Genomic DNA, 17,893 nt, shown 5'->3' with positions numbered 1-17,893 from the left:
AAGCGGCCTGTTTCCATCAGGGATAACCCCTGGATTCAGGAATGCGACAGCGCATAGAAAGCGGATTAGCAGCTTGCTTCCGTAATCTGCGAGCCGGTCTGTCGTAAAGGGCCGGGTGGCGCTCGATCTGAGCGGCGCCTCAAGGGCTGCACGGCCCTGCTTCAGGAGGATGGAAGTGCAAAAAACAATTAATAGAAAGGACTACTACGGCGGCGCGCTGATGGTCCTTATCGGATTGGGGGCGATTTACGGTGGTACGGACTATCACATCGGATCGCTCAGCCACATGGGCCCGGGGTTCTTTCCCGCGGCATTGGGCGGCCTGCTGGCGCTGACCGGAATACTGATCGCGATTTCCGCGCGTTCGGGCGAGGCGACCCCGCCGGCGCCGGGCGACGGCCACGCGCACGGCCTGCCGGATTTCCGCGGTGGCGCCTGCATCCTGCTGGGCACCCTGGCGTTCCTGGTGCTGGGTCACTGGGGCGGCCTGCTACCTGCCACGTTCGCGATCGTCTTTATTTCCGCCCTGGGTGATCGCAAGAACACGATCAAGCAGGCATTCGTACTGTCGCTCGGCATGTCCGTGATTGCGGTGGTGGTTTTCTGGTGGGCGCTGCAACTGCAGCTGCCGCTGTTTCGTTGGGGTTGAAGCGCCATGATCTCTCAATCTTTGATGGACCTCTGGTACGGCTTCGGCGTCGCGTTCCAGTTCCACAACCTGATGTGGTCGTTCTTCGGCGTGCTGGTGGGCAACCTCATCGGCGTGCTGCCCGGCATGGGCGCGCTGTCGGCCATTTCCATCCTGCTGCCGCTGACCTACGTGATGCAGCCGGTGCCCGCCATCCTGATGCTGGCCGGTATCTTCTACGGTTCGCAATACGGCGGCGCCATTGGCGCGATCCTGCTCAACCTGCCTTCGCATCCGCCGCACGCGGTGACCTGCCTTGACGGTTATCCCCTGACCAAACAGGGCAAGGGCGGAACCGCGCTGGGCATCACGATGATCTGTTCGTTCTTCGCGGCTTCGGTCGGGATCATCGTCATGATCTTCGCCTCGCCCTTGCTGGTCGAAGTGGCGTTCAAGTTCGGTCCGACCGAGATCTTCTCGATCATGCTGCTGGGGCTGCTGGCCGGCGCGACCATGTCGCGTGGCTCGCCCCTGAAGGGCGTCGCCATGACGCTGTTCGGCCTGATGTGCGGCGTGGTGGGCACTGACGTCAACACCGGCACCATCCGCTTCTCGTTCGGCCTGCTGGACTTGTCCGATGGCCTGGAACTGGTGGCGATTTCGATGGGCCTGTTCGGCGTGGCCGACTTCCTGATGAGCGTCAATCGCATGACCATCATCGGCAGCGGCGCCAAGCTGCGCCTGCGCGACATGCGGCCCAGCAAGCAGGAACTGAAGACGGCCTTCTGGCCCATGGTGCGCGGCACCGCGGTGGGCACGCTGTTCGGCGCCATGCCCGGCACCGGTCCCACCATCACGACCTTCGTGGCCTACGCGCTGGAACGCAAGATCTCCAAGACGCCCGAGAAATTCGGCACCGGCATGATCGCCGGCGTGGCCTCGCCCGAAGCATCGTCGCACTCGAAGACGCAGGTCGACTTCATCCCGACGATGAGCCTGGGCATTCCGGGCGACGCCGTGATGGCGCTGATCCTGGGCGCGCTGCTGATCCAGGGCATCCAGCCCGGCCCGCAGCTCATCACCGAGCATCCGGACATCTTCTGGGGCCTGATCGCCAGCTTCTGGGTTGGCAACGTGCTGCTGATGGTGCTGAACGTGCCGCTGATCGGCGTGTGGGTCAAGCTCTTGCAGGTGCCGTACCGCTACCTGTTCCCGTCCGCGCTGTTCTTCATCGCAGTGGGCGTGTTCAGTACGCAGAACAGCCTCTTCCAGATCTGGGAAGTGCTGGCCTTCGGTGTGATCGGCGCCATCCTGATGACGCTGGAATTCTCGGTTGCGCCCATCCTGCTCGGCTTCGTGCTCGGCCCCATGGTCGAAGAGAACTTCCGCCGCGCGCTGCTGTTGTCGCGCGGTGACCTGGCGGTGTTCGTGCAGCGCCCGATCAGCGCCTGGTTCATCGGCGCCAGCGCACTCTTGATCCTGTTGCAGGTGTGGGCCTTCCTGCGCCGCAACAAGGGCAAGAACAAGCCGCAGGTCACGCAGACGGCCTGATCCGGCTGGCGGTACCTGATGTGCGCACGGCCCGGCTTTCATGCCGGGCCGTTTGATTTACGGGCGGCCTTGCCGCATGCTTGTGGTTTCTCCAGCCCGCACAGATTCCCGCCATGCACATACTCTTTGCCTGCCCCCTGCACGATCCCGATGTCTGGGTCCCGCGCCTGGAAGCCGCCATGCCCGGCTGCCGCATTTCCGTCTGGAATCCCGATGGCCCGCCGTCGGGCGCCGAAGTTGCCCTGGTCTGGCGGCCGCCGGCAGAACTGTTCAGCCACGAAACCGGCATCACCACCTTGTTCAATCTGGGCGCGGGCGTGGATGCCTTGCTCAAGATGCCCGAGATTCCGCCGCAGGTGCGCATCGTGCGCCTAGAAGATGCCGGCATGTCGGTGCAGATGGCCGAATACGCGCTCTACGCCTTGCTGCGCGTGTCGCGTGATTTCCAGGCCTTTGACGAGGCTCAGGCGCGCCAGCATTGGGATACGCGTGAAGGCACGCGCCAGGCAGACTGGCCGGTGGGTGTGCTGGGCCTGGGGCAAGTCGGCGCCCGCGTGGCGCAGACGCTGGCCGAATTCGGCTATCCGGTGGCGGGCTGGTCGCGCACGCCGCGCGATATCCCTGGTGTGCAAACGTTCTCCGGGCAGGATGCCTTGCCGGCCTTCCTGGCCCGCACGCGTTTCCTGGTCAACGTGCTGCCGCTCACGCCCGACACCCGCGGCATTCTCAATCGCGACACGCTGGGCCAGTTGCTGCCCGATGCACACCTGGTCAACGTCGGCCGTGGCGAACACCTGGTCGAAGAAGACCTGGTGCAGATGCTCGAAGAAGGCGAGATCGCCGGCGCCACGCTGGATGTCTTCCACACCGAGCCGTTGCCCAAAGACCACCCGTTCTGGCGCGATCCGCGCGTGCACGTCACGCCGCACATCGCCGCCCGCACCCTGCGCGACGAAAGCATCGAGCAGATCGCGGCCAAGGTGGCGCTCTTGATGCGCGGCGAGCCCATCACGGGCGTGGTCGAGCGCTCGCGCGGTTACTGAGCCGGCAACGCAGTGCCTTGCTTTTCCAGCCGTTGGTAGGTGGCGGGCAGGCGCTGCGACAGGAAATCCAGCAACGTGCGCACTGCGGGCATCATGCCGCGGCGCGACGGATAAATGCAGTGCACGATGCCTTCCGGCGATTGCCATTGCGGCAGCACCGGCACCAGCTGGCCGCGCCGCAGTTCCTCGTGCGTCGCAATGGAGGGCAGCAGCGCGATGCCGCGGCCGCGCACCGCGGCCTCCACCAGCACGATGAAGTCGTTGCACGACAGCTGCGGCTTCAATTCGATGTGCACCTCTTCGCCCTTGTCGTTGCGCAGTGGCCAGCGCACCTCATTCTGCGGATCGCTGAAACTCAGCGTCGTGTGCGAGGCCAGGTCCTGCGGCGTATCGGGCGTGCCGTGGCGTTGCAGGTAGCCGGGGCTGGCCACCAGCGTGCCGCGTGCCGTGCCCAGGTGGCGCACCACCAGTTCGGCATCGGTATCCAGCTTGGTCCGTACGCGCAGCGCCAGGTCCACGCCTTCGCGGATCAGGTCTACCCGCCGGTTGGTCACCAGCAACTGCACCGAAATCGCCGGCCAGGCGTCCAGAAATTCGGGCAGCAGCGGGGCCAGCACGTCCTGCGCGATCGATACCGGGCAGCTGACGATCACCGGGCCGGACGGTTCGGACTGCAGCTGGCGCATGGCGTCGTCTGCCGCCCGGGCCGAGGCCGCCATTTCGCGGCAGTAGTGCAGGTAGCGTTCGCCCGCAGCTGTCAGCCGAAGCCGGCGGGTCGTGCGTTGCAGCAGCCGCACGCCCAGGCTTTCTTCCAGGTGCGAGATGCGGCGTGACAAGCGTGATTTGGGGATATCCAACGCCCGGGCCGCCGCGCTGAAGCCGCCCTGCTCGACGACTTGGGAGAAGTAGTAGAGGTCGTTCAGATCTTGCATGATTGTTCTATGTGTGGAACGAGTAGTTCATCATACAGGGGTTTATGTGATCAATTAAGCGATCTACAGTGAGGCCATGCATTCAGGACCTGCCCCAATCGCGCGGTCCCCACTGGAGATTAAGTCATGAAGACCCTGGTAATCCTTTCCTCGATTCTCGGCGACCGCTCGCACAGCAAGCAATTGGCCGACCACCTCGTTGCCCGCGTCAAGCAGGCCGAGCCGGCGGCGGTGATCACCACCCGCAATATCGGCGCCGCGCCGCTGCCGTACTTCGATGGCGCCACCGCTGGCGCATTGTTTACCCCGGCCGATGCACGTACGCTCGAACAACGGCGCATCGTCGAACTCAGCGATACGCTGGTGGCCGAACTGAAGGAAGCCGACCGCATCGTGTTCGCCGTGCCGGTCTACAACTTCAACCTGCCCGCGCAGTTCAAGACCTACCTGGACTACGTGGCCCGTGCCGGCGTCACGTTCCGTTATACGCCGGAAGGCGTGCCCGAGGGCTTGGTCAAGGGTAAGCAGGTGTTCGTGTTGACCGCGCGTGGCGGCAAGGCCGAAGGCACCCCGTCGGACACGATGACGCCTTACCTGCGGCAGATGCTGGCCTTCCTGGGTATGACCGATGTCACCTTCATCGCCGCCGAAGGCATGGCGATGGGCGAGACCGCTGCGCTGGAAGGCGTGGCGCTGGCCCGCGAGCGCATCGATGCGCTGCTGCAAGTGCCGGCCTCGGCCGCGCAGCAGGCGGCCTGAATGAAAAATGCGGACCCCTGGGTCCGCATTTTTTTGCCGATTCGGCCGGGTCAGTCGCGCAGGCGCTTGACCAGGCTGGACGTATCCCAGCGGCCGCCGCCCAGTTTCTGCACGTCGCCATAGAACTGGTCCACCAGCGCCGTCAGCGGCAGGCGCGCACCATTGTGGCGGGCCTCGGCCAGCACCAGGCCCAGGTCCTTGCGCATCCAGTCCACTGCGAAACCGAAGTCGAACTTGTCGTCGACCATCGTGCCGCCGCGGTTTTCCATCTGCCAGCTCTGGGCCGCGCCCTTGCTGATCACGTCCAGCACCAGCTTCATGTCCAGGTCGGCGGCCTGGCCGAATGCCACGGCTTCCGACAGGCCCTGCACGATGCCGGCGATGCAGATCTGGTTGACCATCTTGGCCAGCTGCCCGGCGCCCGGCGGGCCCACGCGGGTGACGGCGCGGCCAAAGGCCTGGGCCACCGGCTTGATGGCATCGAACACGGGCTGTTCGCCGCCGCACATGATGGTCAAGACGCCATTGACCGCCCCTGCCTGGCCGCCGGATACCGGCGCATCGATGAAATTCAGGCCCAGGTCCTTGGCTTGCGCGTAGAGCTCGCGCGCCACGTCGGCCGACGCGGTGGTGTGGTCCACGAACACGGCGCTCGGCGCCATGCCCGAGAAGGCGCCGTCCGGGCCCAGCACCACGCTGCGCAGGTCGTCGTCATTGCCCACGCAGGCGAACACGATCTGTGCGCCGGCCACGGCCTCGCGCGGCGTCATGGCGCTGTGGCCGCCGAACTCCGCGGCCCAGGCCTGGGCTTTGGACGGCGTGCGGTTGTAGACGGTGACGTCGTGCCCGGCGCGGGCCAGGTGGCCAGCCATGGGCAGGCCCATCACGCCCAAGCCGAGGAATGCGACTTTCTGGGCCACGACCGCGTCGTAGCTCTTGGTACCGATCGATGCCATGCAGGGGACTCCGCAGAGGAAAGGAAAACCTGAGGCAGTAACCTTAACGCAATCAAAAGCCGGCGGCGAGTCCATCGCGACGGCTGTCGCTGGCGCTGACGTAGCCATCGACCGCCGGGTCGCCCAGGCGCCAGATGAACTGGCCCGAGCCGAAGTCCATGTAGGGGTCTTCGATGCCTTCCAGCACGTGGCCGCGTGCGCGCAGGCCGTCGGCCACGGAAGGCGCCATCGAGGGCTCGACGTCCACCGCCAGCCCCTGGTTCCATTTCCAGCGCGGGGCGTCGCAGGCCGCCTGGGGCTGCTGGCCGTAGTCCAGCATGCGCACCAGCGCCTGTACCTGGCCCTGCGGCTGCATGTTGCCGCCCATCACGCCGAAGCTCATCACTGGCGCGCCGTCGCGCATCAGGAAGCCCGGAATGATGGTGTGGAACGGTCGCTTGCCGCCCGCCACGACGTTGGGATGATCGGGCAGGGTACTGAAGCAATGGCCGCGGTTCTGCAGGCTGACGCCCGTGCCCGGCACCACCACGCCCGAGCCGAAGCCCATGTAATTGGACTGGATGAAGCTCACCATCATGCCGTTGCGGTCGGCGGCCGTCAGGTAGACCGTGCCGCCCTGCGGCGCATGGCCACAGGCGAACGCCTGCGCCACGTTCGGGTCGATCAGTCGCGCGCGTTCGGCCAGATAGTCCGCGCGCAGCATCTGCGCCACGGTCAGGCGCATGTGTCGCGAGTCGCCCACATGCGTATAGACGTCTGCGAACGCCAGCTTCATGGCTTCGAGCAGCAGATGCTGGGTCTCGGGGTGATCGACCGGCCTGGATGCCAGGTCGAAATTCTGCAGGATGCCCAGTGCGATCAGGGCGGCGATGCCCTGGCCGTTGGGCGGAATCTGGTGCAGCGTATGGCCGCGATACAGCTGGCTGATCGGCGTGACCCATTCGGGCGCGTAGTCGCGCAAGTCGGCCAGGGTCAGCGCCGCATCATGGGCCTGCGCGTGCGCCACCAGCTTGTGGGCTGTTTCGCCTTCATAGAAATCACGGCCACCGCTGGCCGCAATGCGCTTGAGGGTAGCGGCGGCGCCTTTCAGCACGAAATGCTCGCCCACGTGCGGCGCACGGCCGCGCGGCAGGAAGTGCTCGGCAAAGCCGGGTTGCGGCTGCAGCACATCCGCTTGCGCGGCCCACTTCTGGTGCACCATCGGGCTGATGGCAAAGCCCCGCTCGGCATAGTCGATCGCGGGCGCCAGCACGTCGGCGAACGCCATGCTGCCCAGCTTTTCATGCAACGCGGCCCAGCCGGCCACGCAGCCGGGCACCGTGACGCTGTCCCAACCTCGGGTCGGAATCACGCCCTGGTGGCGGCGGCGGAAATACGCCAGGTTCCAGGCGGCGGGTGCAGGGCCCGAGGCGTTCAGGCCATGCAGCTTCGAGCCGTCCCACACGATGGCGAAGCAATCCGATCCCAGGCCGTTGCTGACCGGCTCGGTCAACGTCAGCGTGGCCGCCGCCGCGATGGCCGCGTCCACGGCGTTGCCGCCATTGGCCAGGATGCGCAGGCCCGCCTGCGCCGCCAGCGGCTGCGAGGTGGCTACGACGTTGCGCGCAAATACCGGCGTACGCGGGGTGGGATAGGGGTTGTTCCAGTCGAAATTCATGTCGAATCATCGCGTGGGGTAAACCCGTAGCTTAACGTAGAAGATCGGCGTTGCCGCGCATTTTGTAGCGCGTTGTAATTATCAGTAGCTTTTGCCGGACCTGGCATGCCGCGTTGGCGTTACGCGCGGCCAAACAAAAACCCCCGGCAAGCCGGGGGTCTGGAAGGGGGCTGCAATCGCTGCCACGAGGGCAGCGATCAAGGCATCACTCTTCTTCGACGAAGGTCTCTTCGCGCTTCTTGCGGATGGCCGGCAGGGCCACCAGGATCACCAGGAACACGGCCACGGCCAGCAGCGATGCCGACAGGGGGCGCGTCACGAAGGTGGTGAAATCGCCACGCGACAGCAGCAGGGCACGGCGGAAGTTCTCTTCCATCATGGGGCCCAGCACCAGGCCCAGCAGCAGCGGGGCGCCTTCGCACTTCAGCTTCGACCAGACATAGCCCACGATGCCGAACATGGCGGTCGTGAAGATATCGAACGAGTTGTAGTTCAGCGAATACACACCGATCGTGCAGAACACCAGGATCGCCGGGAACAGGATGCGGTAGGGCACCTTGAGCAGCTTGACCCACAGGCCGATCAGCGGCAGGTTCAGCACCACCAGCATCAGGTTGCCGATCCACATCGAGGCGATCAGGCCCCAGAACAGCTCGGGGTGGCTCGTCATGACTTGCGGGCCGGGCTGGATGTTGTGGATCGTCATCGCGCCCACCATCAGCGCCATCACGGCGTTGCCCGGGATACCCAGGGTCAGCAGCGGGATGAACGACGTCTGCGCGGCGGCGTTGTTGGCCGATTCCGGGCCAGCCAGGCCGGCCGGGTGGCCCTTGCCGAAGCGTTCCGGATTGCGCGAGATCTTCTTTTCCAGCGTGTACGAGGCGAACGACGACAGCACTGCGCCACCGCCCGGCAGGATGCCCAGGGCCGAACCCAGGGCCGTGCCGCGCAGGACAGCGGGGTACGATTCCTTGAATTCCTGCTTGTTCGGGTACAGCGAACCGATCTTGTCGGTGATGTCGACGCGGTTTTCCTTCTGCTCCAGGTTGGTCATGATTTCGGCAAAGCCGAACACGCCCATGGCCACGATGGCGAAGTCGATGCCGTCTTGCAGTTCCGGCACGCCGAAGTCGAAGCGGGCAACGCCCGAGTTGACGTCGGTGCCGACCATGCCCAGCAACAGGCCCAGGATGATCATCGCGATCGCCTTGGGCAGCGAGCCCGAGGCCAGCACCACGGCACCCACCAGGCCCAGGCACATCAGCGAGAAGTATTCGGCGGGGCCGAACTTGAAGGCGACTTCAGCCAGCGGGGGCGCGAAGGCGGCCAGCAGCAGCGTGGCCACGCAACCGGCAAAGAACGAACCCAGGGCGGCAATTGCCAGGGCGGCGCCAGCGCGGCCATTGCGGGCCATCTGGTGACCGTCCAGCACGGTCACCACCGCGGACGTTTCCCCTGGCAGCGCCACGAGAATCGCCGTGGTCGAGCCACCGTATTGGGCGCCGTAGTAAATACCGGCCAGCATGATCAGGCCAGCCACCGGCGGCAGCACGTACGTGATCGGCAGCAGCATGGCGATGGTCGGGACGGGGCCGATGCCCGGCAGCACGCCGATCAACGTACCCAGGACGCAGCCAAGCAGCGCATACAACAGGTTCTCGGGCGTGAACGCCACCGAGAAACCCAACATCAGGTTGTCAAACAATTCCATGACCGGTTGCTCCTTAGTTCATGCCCAGAAACGACGGCCACAGCGGGAAAATCAGCCCCAGCCCCTTGACGAATGCGAGATACGAGAACACCACCAGGAAGATGCCGTTCGCAACGGCGACCTTCAGGCTGAACTCGTGGCTCGCCAGGCTGCTGATCACAACCAGGATGAACACCGAGATATAGATGCCCAGCAGCTTGAGGACCAGGCCGTAGATGACCACGGATCCGACCACCAGCAGGACGATGCGCCAGTCGAACTTGTCGACGTGGGTCTCCTGGGCCTTCTTGGACAGCGAGCCAAGCAGCACGATGGCGCCCAGCAATGCCAGAACAATGCCTAGCCAGAAAGGAAAATACCCGGGGCCCATCCGGGCGGCAGTACCCATTTGGTAGCTGCTGGCTTGCCAGGCGAATCCCAGTCCGAGGGCGATGAACATCACCCCCGACCAGAAGTCCTGTCGATTGCGTAGCTGCATGATTGGTTGGCTCCTGTTTACAGCATGTAGATAAAAAAGGGCTTGTGATCTGCCAGACGGGCCGAAAGGCGAGTGACAGGCACAAAAAAGGCACGTCGCGGTGCCTGGGGTCTTTTGAAAGCGTCGGCGAGGCTTCTTGAAAGGCCGAATGGTAATGGACGCCCGCGGCGATGCAAACCCTGTAAGCTCGGTGAAAGCCTGGGGTTTTCCCTAGAATTGGGGAACTCCCGATCCCCAGATGTAACGGGGCGGGCAGATTGATGGCGTTTTGAAAGCTAAGTGAAAGTTTATAGAAAGAAATGCGAAAGCGGACCGAGTCGATCCGTCGAATTCCAGGCGCGCGGGACTTTTCTAGTTGGTCCTGATCGGTTATGTTGCCGGCCGCTGGAATGACAGCTGCATTTCCTACTGAATATTGCCGTGTTTCTCACCTTGCGTGAAGAGGCCCGATTCCCACCTGGATGGTTTACGATAGCGCCCATGCTGCAAGACCTAGACCAACTCGCCGCCCGTATCGGGCAACTGGTGCAACGCACCCGGCACCTCCACGCCGAGCGCGACGCGTTGCGCGCGCGCCTGAACGAATCCGAAGCCGAGCAGCGCGTGCAGAAGCAACGCGCTGCCGAGCGTGACGCCGACATCGCCGCCTTGCAGCACAAGCTGCAGGACAACGACGGCGCCGTCACCGCGATGCTCGAGCAGGCGCAGAAGGCCGAAGTGGCCCTGCGCGAACAGCTCGCCCGCGAAACCGCCGAACGCCACTCGCTCGAAGCGCGTTTCTCCGCCCGGGAAACCGAGCTGCAGGGCAGCCTGCAAGTGCGCGACACCGAACTACAGCGCTTGCGCGCGGCCGCTGCCTCGGCCCGCGAGCGCATCGACGCCGTCCTGGCCCGCTTGCCGGGTGCGCCGTCCGGAGAGCAACACTGATGGAACGCGTTGACGTAACCATATTGGGGCGCGACTACTCGCTGGCATGCTCCCCCGAAGAAAAACCCACCCTGATGGCCGCTGTGCGCCACGTCGACCAGCTCATGCTGCGCATCCAGGGCACCGGCAAGGTCTCCAGCAACGAACGCATCGCCGTGATGGCCGCGTTGCAGGTCGCTGGCGAGCTGCTTGCCATGAAAGCGCCCGACGGTCCGCTGGGCGGTTTGGCGGTCGGCGACTTCAAGCGTAGAATTGAGGACATGAACGCAGTCCTCGACGATGCCTTGTCGGGCCAAGAAAAACTGCTCTAACGTTCATACGCGGTTTTCACCAGTTTTTTCAGTATTTTCAGTTTGTCCCTGCCGTGTCCGTGACTTGGCCATACATTCTCTGAACCTATGTCTTATGGCATATTGGTTGCGGGAGTGCAGAGCTGGCGTGATTGTCTCTCGTAGATGAACCCAAGGCTCTTCGGAACGCGACCACCTTGAACCTCAGGGTTCGAGATGCCGGCCTTGACGGCACAGGCGGGGCATCTATCCCAGCGGGCCTGCCATTAGCGCAGGTCCGCGTCGGGCGCCTCCCCATCGTCCTCCCTCATAGGACCAGTCCATGTTCAAACCCCCCGTTTTTTCGCTGACCAAACTTGGCGCGGCGTGCGCAGCCGTGGCCGCTCTGTCCGTGGCTCAGCCCGTTTTCGCGCAGGCCCAGACGCCCGCGCCGACGGAAGCCACGGCCAATCGCTCGCCCGAGTTGACCCTGCAGGCCACGGCCTCGTCCGAGGTCAAGCAAGACACGGTGCGTATTTCGCTGTCCGCCGAGGTCGAAGCCGCCGATCAGCCCACGGCCGGCCAGAAGCTGACCGCCATGCTGGACGACGTGGCCAAGCGGGCACGCGATACCAAGGGGGTGGATGTGCGCACCGGCAGCTTCAATGTCTGGCCCAATTCCAGCAGCGGCAGCAAGGTGTCCAAGAATGCCGGCTGGCGCGGCCAGGGCGAGATCATCCTGGAATCCAAGGACTTCGCGGCTGCGGCCGCGCTGGCTTCCAAGCTGTCCGACAAGACTGCCATTTCGAACATCAGCTTTTCGCTGTCGCGCGAAGTGCGCGAAGCCGAAGAACGCAAGCTGCTGAAAGAAGCCGCGCAGGCCTTCAAGGACCGCGCGCTGGCGGCATCGAACGCCTTTGGCTTCTCGGGCTACCGCCTGAGCAAGCTTGAGCTGGGCGGTTCGGGCGGCGTCACGCCGATGCCGCGCATGATGGGCGCGATGGCCAAGGATGCCTCGGGTGGCGCCGGCTTCAGCGCGGACGTCCCCCTGGAAGCGGGAGACGTCACGGTCAGCATCTCGGTCAACGGGACGATCGTTTTGCAGTAAGGCTGAACATGATGGCGCCCAGGGCGACCATCGGCAGGGACAGCCACTGTCCCATGCTCAATCCGCCCGCGAGCAGGCCCAGGAAGTTGTCCGGCTCGCGGGTGAATTCCACCAGGAAACGGAACGTTCCGTAGCCCATCAGGAATACCGCGCTCACCTGTCCCAGGGGGCGCGGCTTGCTCGAAAACCACCACATCAGCGCGAACAGCACGATGCCTTCCAGGCCCAGCTCATAGAGCTGCGACGGATGGCGCGGTACGCCGTCACCGCTGCTTGGGAACACCATCGCCCACGGCACGTCAGTGGGGCGGCCCCACAGTTCGCCGTTGATGAAGTTGCCCAGGCGGCCAAAGCCCAGCCCCAGCGGAATCAGCGGTGCGATGAAATCGCTGACCGCGAAAAACGGCAGGCCCTTCTTGCGGGCGAACAGCAGCATCACCAGGATCACCCCGATCAGGCCGCCGTGGAACGACATGCCGCCTTCCCACAGGTACAGCACTTCCAGCGGGTGCGCCAGGTAGTAGCTCGGCTTGTAGAACAGCACGTAGCCCAGCCGGCCGCCCAGCACCACGCCCAGCACGCTGTAGAAGATCAGGTCTTCGAGGTCGCGTACGTTCAGCGACGTGGTGTGGCCGCGCGTGATACGCCGGCGGCCCAGGAAATACACCAGGGCGAAGCCCAGCAGATACATCAGCCCGTACCAATGGATAGCCAAGGGCCCGATCTGCAGGGCAACGGGGTCGAATTTTGGATATTGCAGCATGTTCCGCCCGACACAATGAAGTTGAATGATAATAACCGGCGAGCCTTGAAGATTCGCATGCGAGCGAGCCAGGCCACCCTCCCGGGCGCGGTCGCCATGTCCGCGCCCTGACGGCCGACAGGAGACAACAGACCATGTCGCACAACGAACGTTCCCGCCATATCACCCACGGCGTTGCCCGGGCGCCCAATCGCGCCATGTATTACGCGCTGGGCTACCAGGAAGCCGACTTCGATAACCCGATGATCGGCGTGGCCAACGGCCATTCCACCATCACCCCCTGCAACAGCGGCCTGCAGCGCCTGGCCGACGCCGCCATTGAAGCCATTCGCGGCGCCCACGCGAATCCGCAGGTATTCGGCACGCCCACCATCTCGGACGGCATGTCGATGGGCACCGAGGGCATGAAGTATTCGCTGGTGTCGCGCGAAGTCATCGCCGACTGCATCGAAACCGCCGCCCAGGGCCAATGGATGGATGGGGTGGTGGTCATCGGCGGTTGCGACAAGAACATGCCCGGGGGCATGATCGCCCTGGCGCGCATGAACGTGCCCGGCATCTACGTCTATGGGGGCACCATCAAGCCGGGCCACTACAAGGGCAAGGACCTGACCATCGTGTCGGTCTTCGAAGCCGTGGGCGAATACACCATGGGCCGCATGCCCGAGGCTGACTTCAAGCAGATCGAGAAGTGCGCCATCCCCGGGTCGGGCTCCTGTGGCGGCATGTACACCGCCAACACCATGAGCTCGTCCTTCGAAGCCATGGGCATGAGCCTGCCGTACTCCAGCACCATGGCCAACGAAGACGACGAAAAGGTCGTGTCCGCGGCCGAATCGGCGCGGGTCCTGGTCGAAGCGGTCAGGCGCGGCCTGCGGCCGCGCGACATCATCACCCGCGAATCCATCGAGAACGCCGTCTCGGTCATCATGGCCACGGGCGGCTCGACCAACGCGGTGCTGCATTTCCTGGCCATCGCGCATGCCGCCGAAGTGCCCTGGACCATCGACGATTTCGAACGCATCCGCAAACGCGTGCCCGTGCTTTGCGACTTGAAGCCTTCCGGCAAGTACGTCGCCACCGACCTGCACCGCGCCGGCGGCATCCCGCAGGTCATGAAGCTGCTGCTCAATGCCGGCTTGCTGCACGGCGATTGCATGACGATCACCGGCAAGACCATCGCCGAGACCCTGGCGGACATCCCGGATGCGCCGCGCGCCGACCAGGATGTGATCATGCCGCTGGACCGGGCCCTGTACCCGCAGGGCCACCTGGCCATCCTCAAGGGCAATCTGTCGCCCGAGGGCTGCGTGGCCAAGATCACGGGCCTGAAGAATCCGGTCATCACCGGGCCGGCGCGCGTCTTCGATTCCGAAGACGACGCCATGGCCGCCATCATGGCGCGCCAGATCAAAGACGGCGACGTGGTGGTGATCCGCTACGAAGGCCCCAAGGGCGGGCCCGGCATGCGTGAAATGCTAGCGCCGACTTCGGCGCTGATCGGGCAGGGCCTGGGCGAAACCGTCGGCCTCATCACCGACGGCCGCTTCTCCGGCGGCACCTGGGGTATGGTCGTGGGCCACGTGGCGCCCGAAGCCTTCGTGGGCGGCCCGATCGCGCTGATTCGCGAGGGCGATTCGGTTACCATCGATGCCCACAAGCTGCTGTTGCAGCTCAATATCAGCGACGAAGAAATGGCGGCTCGTCGTCAGGCCTGGGTCCAGCCCAAGCCGCGTTATACACGCGGTGTGCTTGCCAAGTTCGGCAAGCTCGCCAGCACCGCGAGCCGTGGGGCAGTAACCGATGCATTTGATACGTAGTTTGTGGGTAGTCGCCGCCGGCCTGCTGGTCGCCGGCACGGCGCAGGCCCAGACCACCGGCCTGGACCTGGCCAAGAGCAAGGCCTGTATGGCGTGCCACCAGGTGGACGCCAAGCGCGTGGGCCCGCCGCTGGCCAGCGTGGCCGAGCGCTATGCGGGGCAGGGCGACGCCATGGTGGATTACCTGGCCGGCAAGATCCGCGGGGGCGGCCGCGGCGCCTGGGGCGCCGTGCCCATGCCTGCGCAAACCCACGTCAGCCCTGAAGACGCGCGTCTGCTGGCCGAATGGATCTTGTCGCTCGCGCCGCCCAAGCAGTAGTCTTATCGTCTTCTAGAAAGGAATCGTCATGGCAGAACAACCTTCCCCGGGCAATGAAGTCGCCGTTCTTGGCGGCGGCTGCTTCTGGTGCGTCGAAGCGGTCTTCGAGAATCTGCGCGGCGTCAAGAGCGTGCTGCCCGGCTACAGCGGCGGCCACGTGGACAACCCCAGCTACGAACAGGTCTGCGGCAAAGACACCGGGCACATCGAAGTGGCCCGCGTCGAATTCGATCCGGCCGAGCTTTCCTACAGTGACCTGCTGCGCGTCTTCTTCGCCACCCACGACCCGACCACCCCGGGCCGCCAGGGCAACGATATCGGTCCGCAGTACGAATCGGCCATCTTCTGGCAGAACGACGCCCAGCGTGAACAGGCCGAAGCCGTCATCGCCGAAGTCGATTCGCAGAAAATCTACGATGCGCCCATCGTCACCAAGGTGTTGGCGCCCGCCAGGTTCTGGCAGGCCGAAGACTATCACCGCAATTATTTCGCCCTGCACCCCGAGCAAGGCTATTGCCAATTCGTCATCGCGCCCAAGGTGGCCAAGTTCCGCAAGCAGTTCCAGGACCGCCTGACGAAGTAACACCGGCGAAAAAAAACCTCACGCAAGGTGAGGTTTCAAGGCCAGCGCGCGGCGCAAGACGCCGGGCGCTGGAGGGGGAAGCGGTCAGTCGACGTTTTTCACCACGCCGCGGCGCATCTGGTCCAGCTCGATCGATTCGAACAGGGCCTTGAAATTGCCTTCGCCGAAACCGTCGTTGCCCTTGCGCTGGATGATCTCGAAAAAGATCGGGCCGATCTGGTTTTCGGTGAAGATCTGCAGCAGCAGGCCGCCGTCGGGGGCGCCATCCAGCAGGATGCGGTTCTTTTGCAGGCGGGCCACGTCTTCGCCGTGGTTGGGCAGGCGGCGGTCCAGCAGCTCGTAATAGGTTTCCGGCGTATCCAGGAACACCACGCCGTTGGCGCGCAGCGCCTCGATGGTGCCGTAGATGTCTTCGGTGGCCATGGCGATGTGCTGGATGCCTTCGCCGCGGTACAGGTCCAGGTATTCCTGGATCTGGCCTTTCTCTTCCGTGCCTTCCTCGTTGATCGGAATGCGGATATTGCCGCAAGGCGACGTCATCGCCTTGGACTTCACGCCCGTCACCTTGCCTTCGATGTCGAAGTAGCGCACTTCGCGGAAGTTGAACAGGCGCTCGTAGAACTCGGACCATTCGGCCATGCGGCCCTTGTGCACGTTGTGCGTCAGGTGATCCACCAGCGTCAGGCCCGCGCCGCGATGGTTCAGGTCGGCCTGCGCGTTGTCCGGGTCCACCGGCACGAAGTCCACGTCATAGATGCTGATGTCGCCGATGCCGCCGTGACCTTCCTTGCCCTGCCAGCGATCCACCAGGTAGATCAGCGAATCGCCGATGCCCTTGATGGCGGGAATGTTCAGCTCCATCGGGCCGCTGTGCGAATCAAAGCCCCAGGCACCCAGTTCCAGCGCGCGCTTGTAGGCAGCCGCGGCATCTTGCACGCGAAAGCCGATGGCACAGATGGACGGGCCATGCAGGCGGGCAAAGCGCTGGGCGAACGAATCGGGTTCGGCATTGATCAGGAAGTTCACACCGCCCTGGCGGTATAGCGTCACGTCCTTGTGGCGATGCTTGGCGATGGCCTTGAAGCCCAGCAGTTCGAACACCTTGCGCAGCGCGGCGGGGTCCGGCGCGGCGTACTCGATGAATTCGAACCCGGCGGTGCCCATCGGGTTGTCCCAGGGTTGGAAAGCGCTGGTCATAGGTCTGCTCCCTTGAATCGTTGTGCGGTCGACTTGTTCTCCAAGTCCAGGATGAAGATTGTAGGGAGGAACGCCAGGCAGACAATTGCAAACATGTCGCGAAAGCGGCAAGGTTGGGCAATAATATTGCTGAAGATAAAACATCTGGGGCGAAATATGTCTGACTTGGAGCTTGATAGGACAGATCTAAGGATTCTGGCCGAGTTGCAACGCGATGGCCGGCTCAGCAATCAAGAACTGGCCGACCGCGTATCCCTGTCGCCCAGCCCCTGCCTGCGCCGGGTCCGGCGCCTGGAAGAGAAGGGCTTCATCAAGAAGTACGTGGCGCTCATCGACGCCGAAAAGGTGGGGCTTGGTCTGCTGGCCTACGTGAACATCCGCCTGAACAAATACAGCGGGTCCAGTCACGCCCCGATGAGCGACTTCGCGCGCGACGTGCAGCTCTGGCCCGAAGTGGTCGAGTGCTACGCCATGTCTGGCGACATGGACTACCTGCTGCGCATCCAGGTTGCCGACCTGGCCCACTTCTCCAAATTCGCCATGGACACCTTGATGCGCCACCCCGCAGTGGTCGACATGCGATCGTTCTTTGCGCTCCAGCAGATCAAGGAAACCACCGAGCTGCGGCTGTAGTCCTTTGGCGGATTCGGGTCCTCTATATATAAGGGGGGCGTATAAGCGGGCGGCGCAGGGGCGGTCTGCATAGGAAGCAAGGACAAGCGGATCCTCGTTTTACGCTTCCATATATAGGCAGGGCTTCGGCCGCCAGACGCCTGCGGTGGCGGAATCGCGGGACACGACGCGCTTCTGTACGGGATGCGCCTTGTCCCTATATAGAGAGGGTCCAGTGCCTGCTTCGTCTCCATATAGAGAAGAAGCTACAAGAACTGCCTGTCAGCAAGGGGTGCGTCCCCCGAAAACATCATCTTTCTGCAAAGCGGGTGTCATTCTGGCGTGACAAGCCAAAATTCTGTGCTATAGTCTCGCTCCTTCGCAGTTCAAGCAGTTTTGTGAACAGCGAGGCCAAGCAAGTGCAACGGATCTGGATGCCTCGGCAAGACGGATTTGCCGCAGGGCTTCAAGGCGATGGATTGAGTAGCAAGTGCCACCCGATCCTCGAACCAGCAGTCAGCGGGTTTTGCAAAAGAGGGTGCAAATCAGGCAGAAGCCAGTTGCACAATCTGCAAAAATT

18 protein-coding genes and 1 other RNA gene are annotated in these 17,893 nt (G+C 63.9%); 12 read left to right on the top strand and 7 right to left on the bottom strand.

The window, feature by feature from the left end; all coding sequences use genetic code 11:
* Positions 1–169 precede the first annotated feature (169 nt).
* The 3 genes from AC3WMR_RS23705 (at position 170) to AC3WMR_RS23695 (ending at position 3,222) form a co-directional block, all read left to right on the top strand.
* Positions 170–649, top strand: a complete 480-nt coding sequence (locus tag AC3WMR_RS23705; RefSeq protein WP_175195624.1) for a tripartite tricarboxylate transporter TctB family protein — start codon at positions 170–172, stop codon at positions 647–649.
* A gap of 6 nt (positions 650–655) precedes the next feature.
* Positions 656–2,179 (top strand): tripartite tricarboxylate transporter permease, encoded by a 1,524-nt coding sequence (locus AC3WMR_RS23700; RefSeq protein ID WP_025137468.1) that lies wholly within the window; start codon positions 656–658, stop codon positions 2,177–2,179.
* A gap of 113 nt (positions 2,180–2,292) precedes the next feature.
* A complete protein-coding gene (locus AC3WMR_RS23695) occupies positions 2,293–3,222 on the top strand; it encodes a 2-hydroxyacid dehydrogenase (protein ID WP_175219465.1) in 930 nt (309 codons plus the stop codon).
* Here the strand turns inward: AC3WMR_RS23695 and AC3WMR_RS23690 are convergent.
* Positions 3,216–4,154 (bottom strand): LysR family transcriptional regulator, encoded by a 939-nt coding sequence (locus tag AC3WMR_RS23690; protein ID WP_492265836.1) that lies wholly within the window; start codon positions 4,152–4,154, stop codon positions 3,216–3,218. The genes AC3WMR_RS23695 and AC3WMR_RS23690 overlap by 7 nt on opposite strands.
* Before the next feature lie 126 nt (positions 4,155–4,280).
* On the opposite strand from AC3WMR_RS23690, the gene AC3WMR_RS23685 reads away from it, so the two are divergent.
* Positions 4,281–4,913 carry an FMN-dependent NADH-azoreductase gene (locus AC3WMR_RS23685; protein ID WP_492265837.1) on the top strand — a complete coding sequence of 211 codons (633 nt, stop codon included), beginning with the start codon at positions 4,281–4,283 and terminating at the stop codon, positions 4,911–4,913.
* Positions 4,914–4,963: 50 nt separating this feature from the next.
* Here AC3WMR_RS23685 and AC3WMR_RS23680 read toward each other — a convergent pair whose 3' ends face one another.
* The 4 genes from AC3WMR_RS23680 to AC3WMR_RS23665 all read right to left on the bottom strand — a co-directional run bounded on the left by AC3WMR_RS23680 (position 4,964) and on the right by AC3WMR_RS23665 (position 9,715).
* Complete coding sequence (locus AC3WMR_RS23680) at positions 4,964–5,869, bottom strand: NAD(P)-dependent oxidoreductase (RefSeq protein WP_492265838.1); 906 nt, start codon at positions 5,867–5,869, stop codon at positions 4,964–4,966.
* A 52-nt stretch (positions 5,870–5,921) separates the two neighbouring features.
* Positions 5,922–7,526 carry a gamma-glutamyltransferase family protein gene (locus tag AC3WMR_RS23675; RefSeq protein WP_492265839.1) on the bottom strand — a complete coding sequence of 535 codons (1,605 nt, stop codon included), beginning with the start codon at positions 7,524–7,526 and terminating at the stop codon, positions 5,922–5,924.
* 205 nt (positions 7,527–7,731) lie between these two features.
* Entirely contained in the window at positions 7,732–9,237 is a 1,506-nt protein-coding gene (locus AC3WMR_RS23670) for a tripartite tricarboxylate transporter permease (RefSeq protein WP_492265840.1), read from the bottom strand.
* Between the two features lie 13 nt (positions 9,238–9,250).
* On the bottom strand, positions 9,251–9,715 hold the full coding sequence (locus AC3WMR_RS23665) for a tripartite tricarboxylate transporter TctB family protein (protein ID WP_175195539.1): 465 nt from the start codon (positions 9,713–9,715) through the stop codon (positions 9,251–9,253).
* A gap of 396 nt (positions 9,716–10,111) precedes the next feature.
* On the opposite strand from AC3WMR_RS23665, the gene AC3WMR_RS23660 reads away from it, so the two are divergent.
* The 4 genes from AC3WMR_RS23660 to AC3WMR_RS23645 all read left to right on the top strand — a co-directional run bounded on the left by AC3WMR_RS23660 (position 10,112) and on the right by AC3WMR_RS23645 (position 12,019).
* On the top strand, positions 10,112–10,642 hold the full coding sequence (locus tag AC3WMR_RS23660; RefSeq protein WP_492265854.1) for a hypothetical protein: 531 nt from the start codon (positions 10,112–10,114) through the stop codon (positions 10,640–10,642).
* Complete coding sequence (locus AC3WMR_RS23655; RefSeq protein ID WP_199165131.1) at positions 10,642–10,953, top strand: cell division protein ZapA; 312 nt, start codon at positions 10,642–10,644, stop codon at positions 10,951–10,953. The genes AC3WMR_RS23660 and AC3WMR_RS23655 overlap by 1 nt, the downstream gene beginning before the upstream one ends.
* A gap of 42 nt (positions 10,954–10,995) precedes the next feature.
* A non-coding RNA gene (gene ssrS / locus AC3WMR_RS23650) (6S RNA) lies at positions 10,996–11,180 on the top strand.
* Positions 11,181–11,254: 74 nt separating this feature from the next.
* Positions 11,255–12,019, top strand: coding sequence for an SIMPL domain-containing protein (locus AC3WMR_RS23645; RefSeq protein ID WP_025137458.1), 765 nt, complete (start codon positions 11,255–11,257; stop codon positions 12,017–12,019).
* Here AC3WMR_RS23645 and lgt read toward each other — a convergent pair.
* Positions 11,994–12,782 (bottom strand): prolipoprotein diacylglyceryl transferase, encoded by a 789-nt coding sequence (gene lgt, locus AC3WMR_RS23640; RefSeq protein WP_492265841.1) that lies wholly within the window; start codon positions 12,780–12,782, stop codon positions 11,994–11,996. The genes AC3WMR_RS23645 and lgt overlap by 26 nt on opposite strands.
* Positions 12,783–12,916: 134 nt before the next feature.
* Between lgt and ilvD the strand changes: the two genes are divergently transcribed.
* The 3 genes from ilvD to msrA are packed head-to-tail and all read left to right on the top strand — an operon-like array spanning position 12,917 to position 15,504.
* On the top strand, positions 12,917–14,602 hold the full coding sequence (ilvD, locus tag AC3WMR_RS23635; protein WP_492265842.1) for a dihydroxy-acid dehydratase: 1,686 nt from the start codon (positions 12,917–12,919) through the stop codon (positions 14,600–14,602).
* On the top strand, positions 14,586–14,921 hold the full coding sequence (locus AC3WMR_RS23630; RefSeq protein WP_492265843.1) for a c-type cytochrome: 336 nt from the start codon (positions 14,586–14,588) through the stop codon (positions 14,919–14,921). Before ilvD ends, AC3WMR_RS23630 begins: the two co-directional genes overlap by 17 nt.
* 28 nt (positions 14,922–14,949) lie before the next feature.
* Complete coding sequence (msrA, locus tag AC3WMR_RS23625) at positions 14,950–15,504, top strand: peptide-methionine (S)-S-oxide reductase MsrA (RefSeq protein WP_492265844.1); 555 nt, start codon at positions 14,950–14,952, stop codon at positions 15,502–15,504.
* An 84-nt stretch (positions 15,505–15,588) separates the two neighbouring features.
* Here the strand turns inward: msrA and hppD are convergent, their stop codons facing one another.
* Positions 15,589–16,701: a 4-hydroxyphenylpyruvate dioxygenase gene (hppD, locus tag AC3WMR_RS23620; protein WP_492265845.1), complete on the bottom strand. Its 1,113-nt coding sequence runs from the start codon at positions 16,699–16,701 to the stop codon at positions 15,589–15,591.
* Positions 16,702–16,857: 156 nt separating this feature from the next.
* Between hppD and AC3WMR_RS23615 the strand changes: the two genes are divergently transcribed.
* Positions 16,858–17,334, top strand: a complete 477-nt coding sequence (locus AC3WMR_RS23615; protein ID WP_025137452.1) for an Lrp/AsnC family transcriptional regulator — start codon at positions 16,858–16,860, stop codon at positions 17,332–17,334.
* Positions 17,335–17,893: the final 559 nt, after the last annotated feature.

Source organism: Achromobacter sp. FW305-C-28 (assembly GCF_058783235.1).
This window is presented reverse-complemented; position numbering and strand designations above follow the sequence as displayed.

What these genes read in the sequence shown, in the direction of transcription:
- AC3WMR_RS23685 (WP_492265837.1), top strand. Translation starts at nt 4,281, where the DNA reads ATGAAGACCCTGGTAATCCTTTCCTCGATTCTCGGCGACCGCTCGCAC.
- AC3WMR_RS23675 (WP_492265839.1), bottom strand. Translation starts at nt 7,526, where the DNA reads ATGAATTTCGACTGGAACAACCCCTATCCCACCCCGCGTACGCCGGTA.
- AC3WMR_RS23655 (WP_199165131.1), top strand. Translation starts at nt 10,642, where the DNA reads ATGGAACGCGTTGACGTAACCATATTGGGGCGCGACTACTCGCTGGCA.
- AC3WMR_RS23670 (WP_492265840.1), bottom strand. Translation starts at nt 9,237, where the DNA reads ATGGAATTGTTTGACAACCTGATGTTGGGTTTCTCGGTGGCGTTCACG.
- AC3WMR_RS23690 (WP_492265836.1), bottom strand. Translation starts at nt 4,154, where the DNA reads ATGCAAGATCTGAACGACCTCTACTACTTCTCCCAAGTCGTCGAGCAG.
- ilvD (WP_492265842.1), top strand. Translation starts at nt 12,917, where the DNA reads ATGTCGCACAACGAACGTTCCCGCCATATCACCCACGGCGTTGCCCGG.
- AC3WMR_RS23695 (WP_175219465.1), top strand. Translation starts at nt 2,293, where the DNA reads ATGCACATACTCTTTGCCTGCCCCCTGCACGATCCCGATGTCTGGGTC.
- hppD (WP_492265845.1), bottom strand. Translation starts at nt 16,701, where the DNA reads ATGACCAGCGCTTTCCAACCCTGGGACAACCCGATGGGCACCGCCGGG.
- AC3WMR_RS23680 (WP_492265838.1), bottom strand. Translation starts at nt 5,869, where the DNA reads ATGGCATCGATCGGTACCAAGAGCTACGACGCGGTCGTGGCCCAGAAA.
- lgt (WP_492265841.1), bottom strand. Translation starts at nt 12,782, where the DNA reads ATGCTGCAATATCCAAAATTCGACCCCGTTGCCCTGCAGATCGGGCCC.
- AC3WMR_RS23630 (WP_492265843.1), top strand. Translation starts at nt 14,586, where the DNA reads ATGCATTTGATACGTAGTTTGTGGGTAGTCGCCGCCGGCCTGCTGGTC.
- AC3WMR_RS23705 (WP_175195624.1), top strand. Translation starts at nt 170, where the DNA reads ATGGAAGTGCAAAAAACAATTAATAGAAAGGACTACTACGGCGGCGCG.
- msrA (WP_492265844.1), top strand. Translation starts at nt 14,950, where the DNA reads ATGGCAGAACAACCTTCCCCGGGCAATGAAGTCGCCGTTCTTGGCGGC.
- AC3WMR_RS23700 (WP_025137468.1), top strand. Translation starts at nt 656, where the DNA reads ATGATCTCTCAATCTTTGATGGACCTCTGGTACGGCTTCGGCGTCGCG.
- AC3WMR_RS23645 (WP_025137458.1), top strand. Translation starts at nt 11,255, where the DNA reads ATGTTCAAACCCCCCGTTTTTTCGCTGACCAAACTTGGCGCGGCGTGC.
- AC3WMR_RS23665 (WP_175195539.1), bottom strand. Translation starts at nt 9,715, where the DNA reads ATGCAGCTACGCAATCGACAGGACTTCTGGTCGGGGGTGATGTTCATC.
- AC3WMR_RS23615 (WP_025137452.1), top strand. Translation starts at nt 16,858, where the DNA reads ATGTCTGACTTGGAGCTTGATAGGACAGATCTAAGGATTCTGGCCGAG.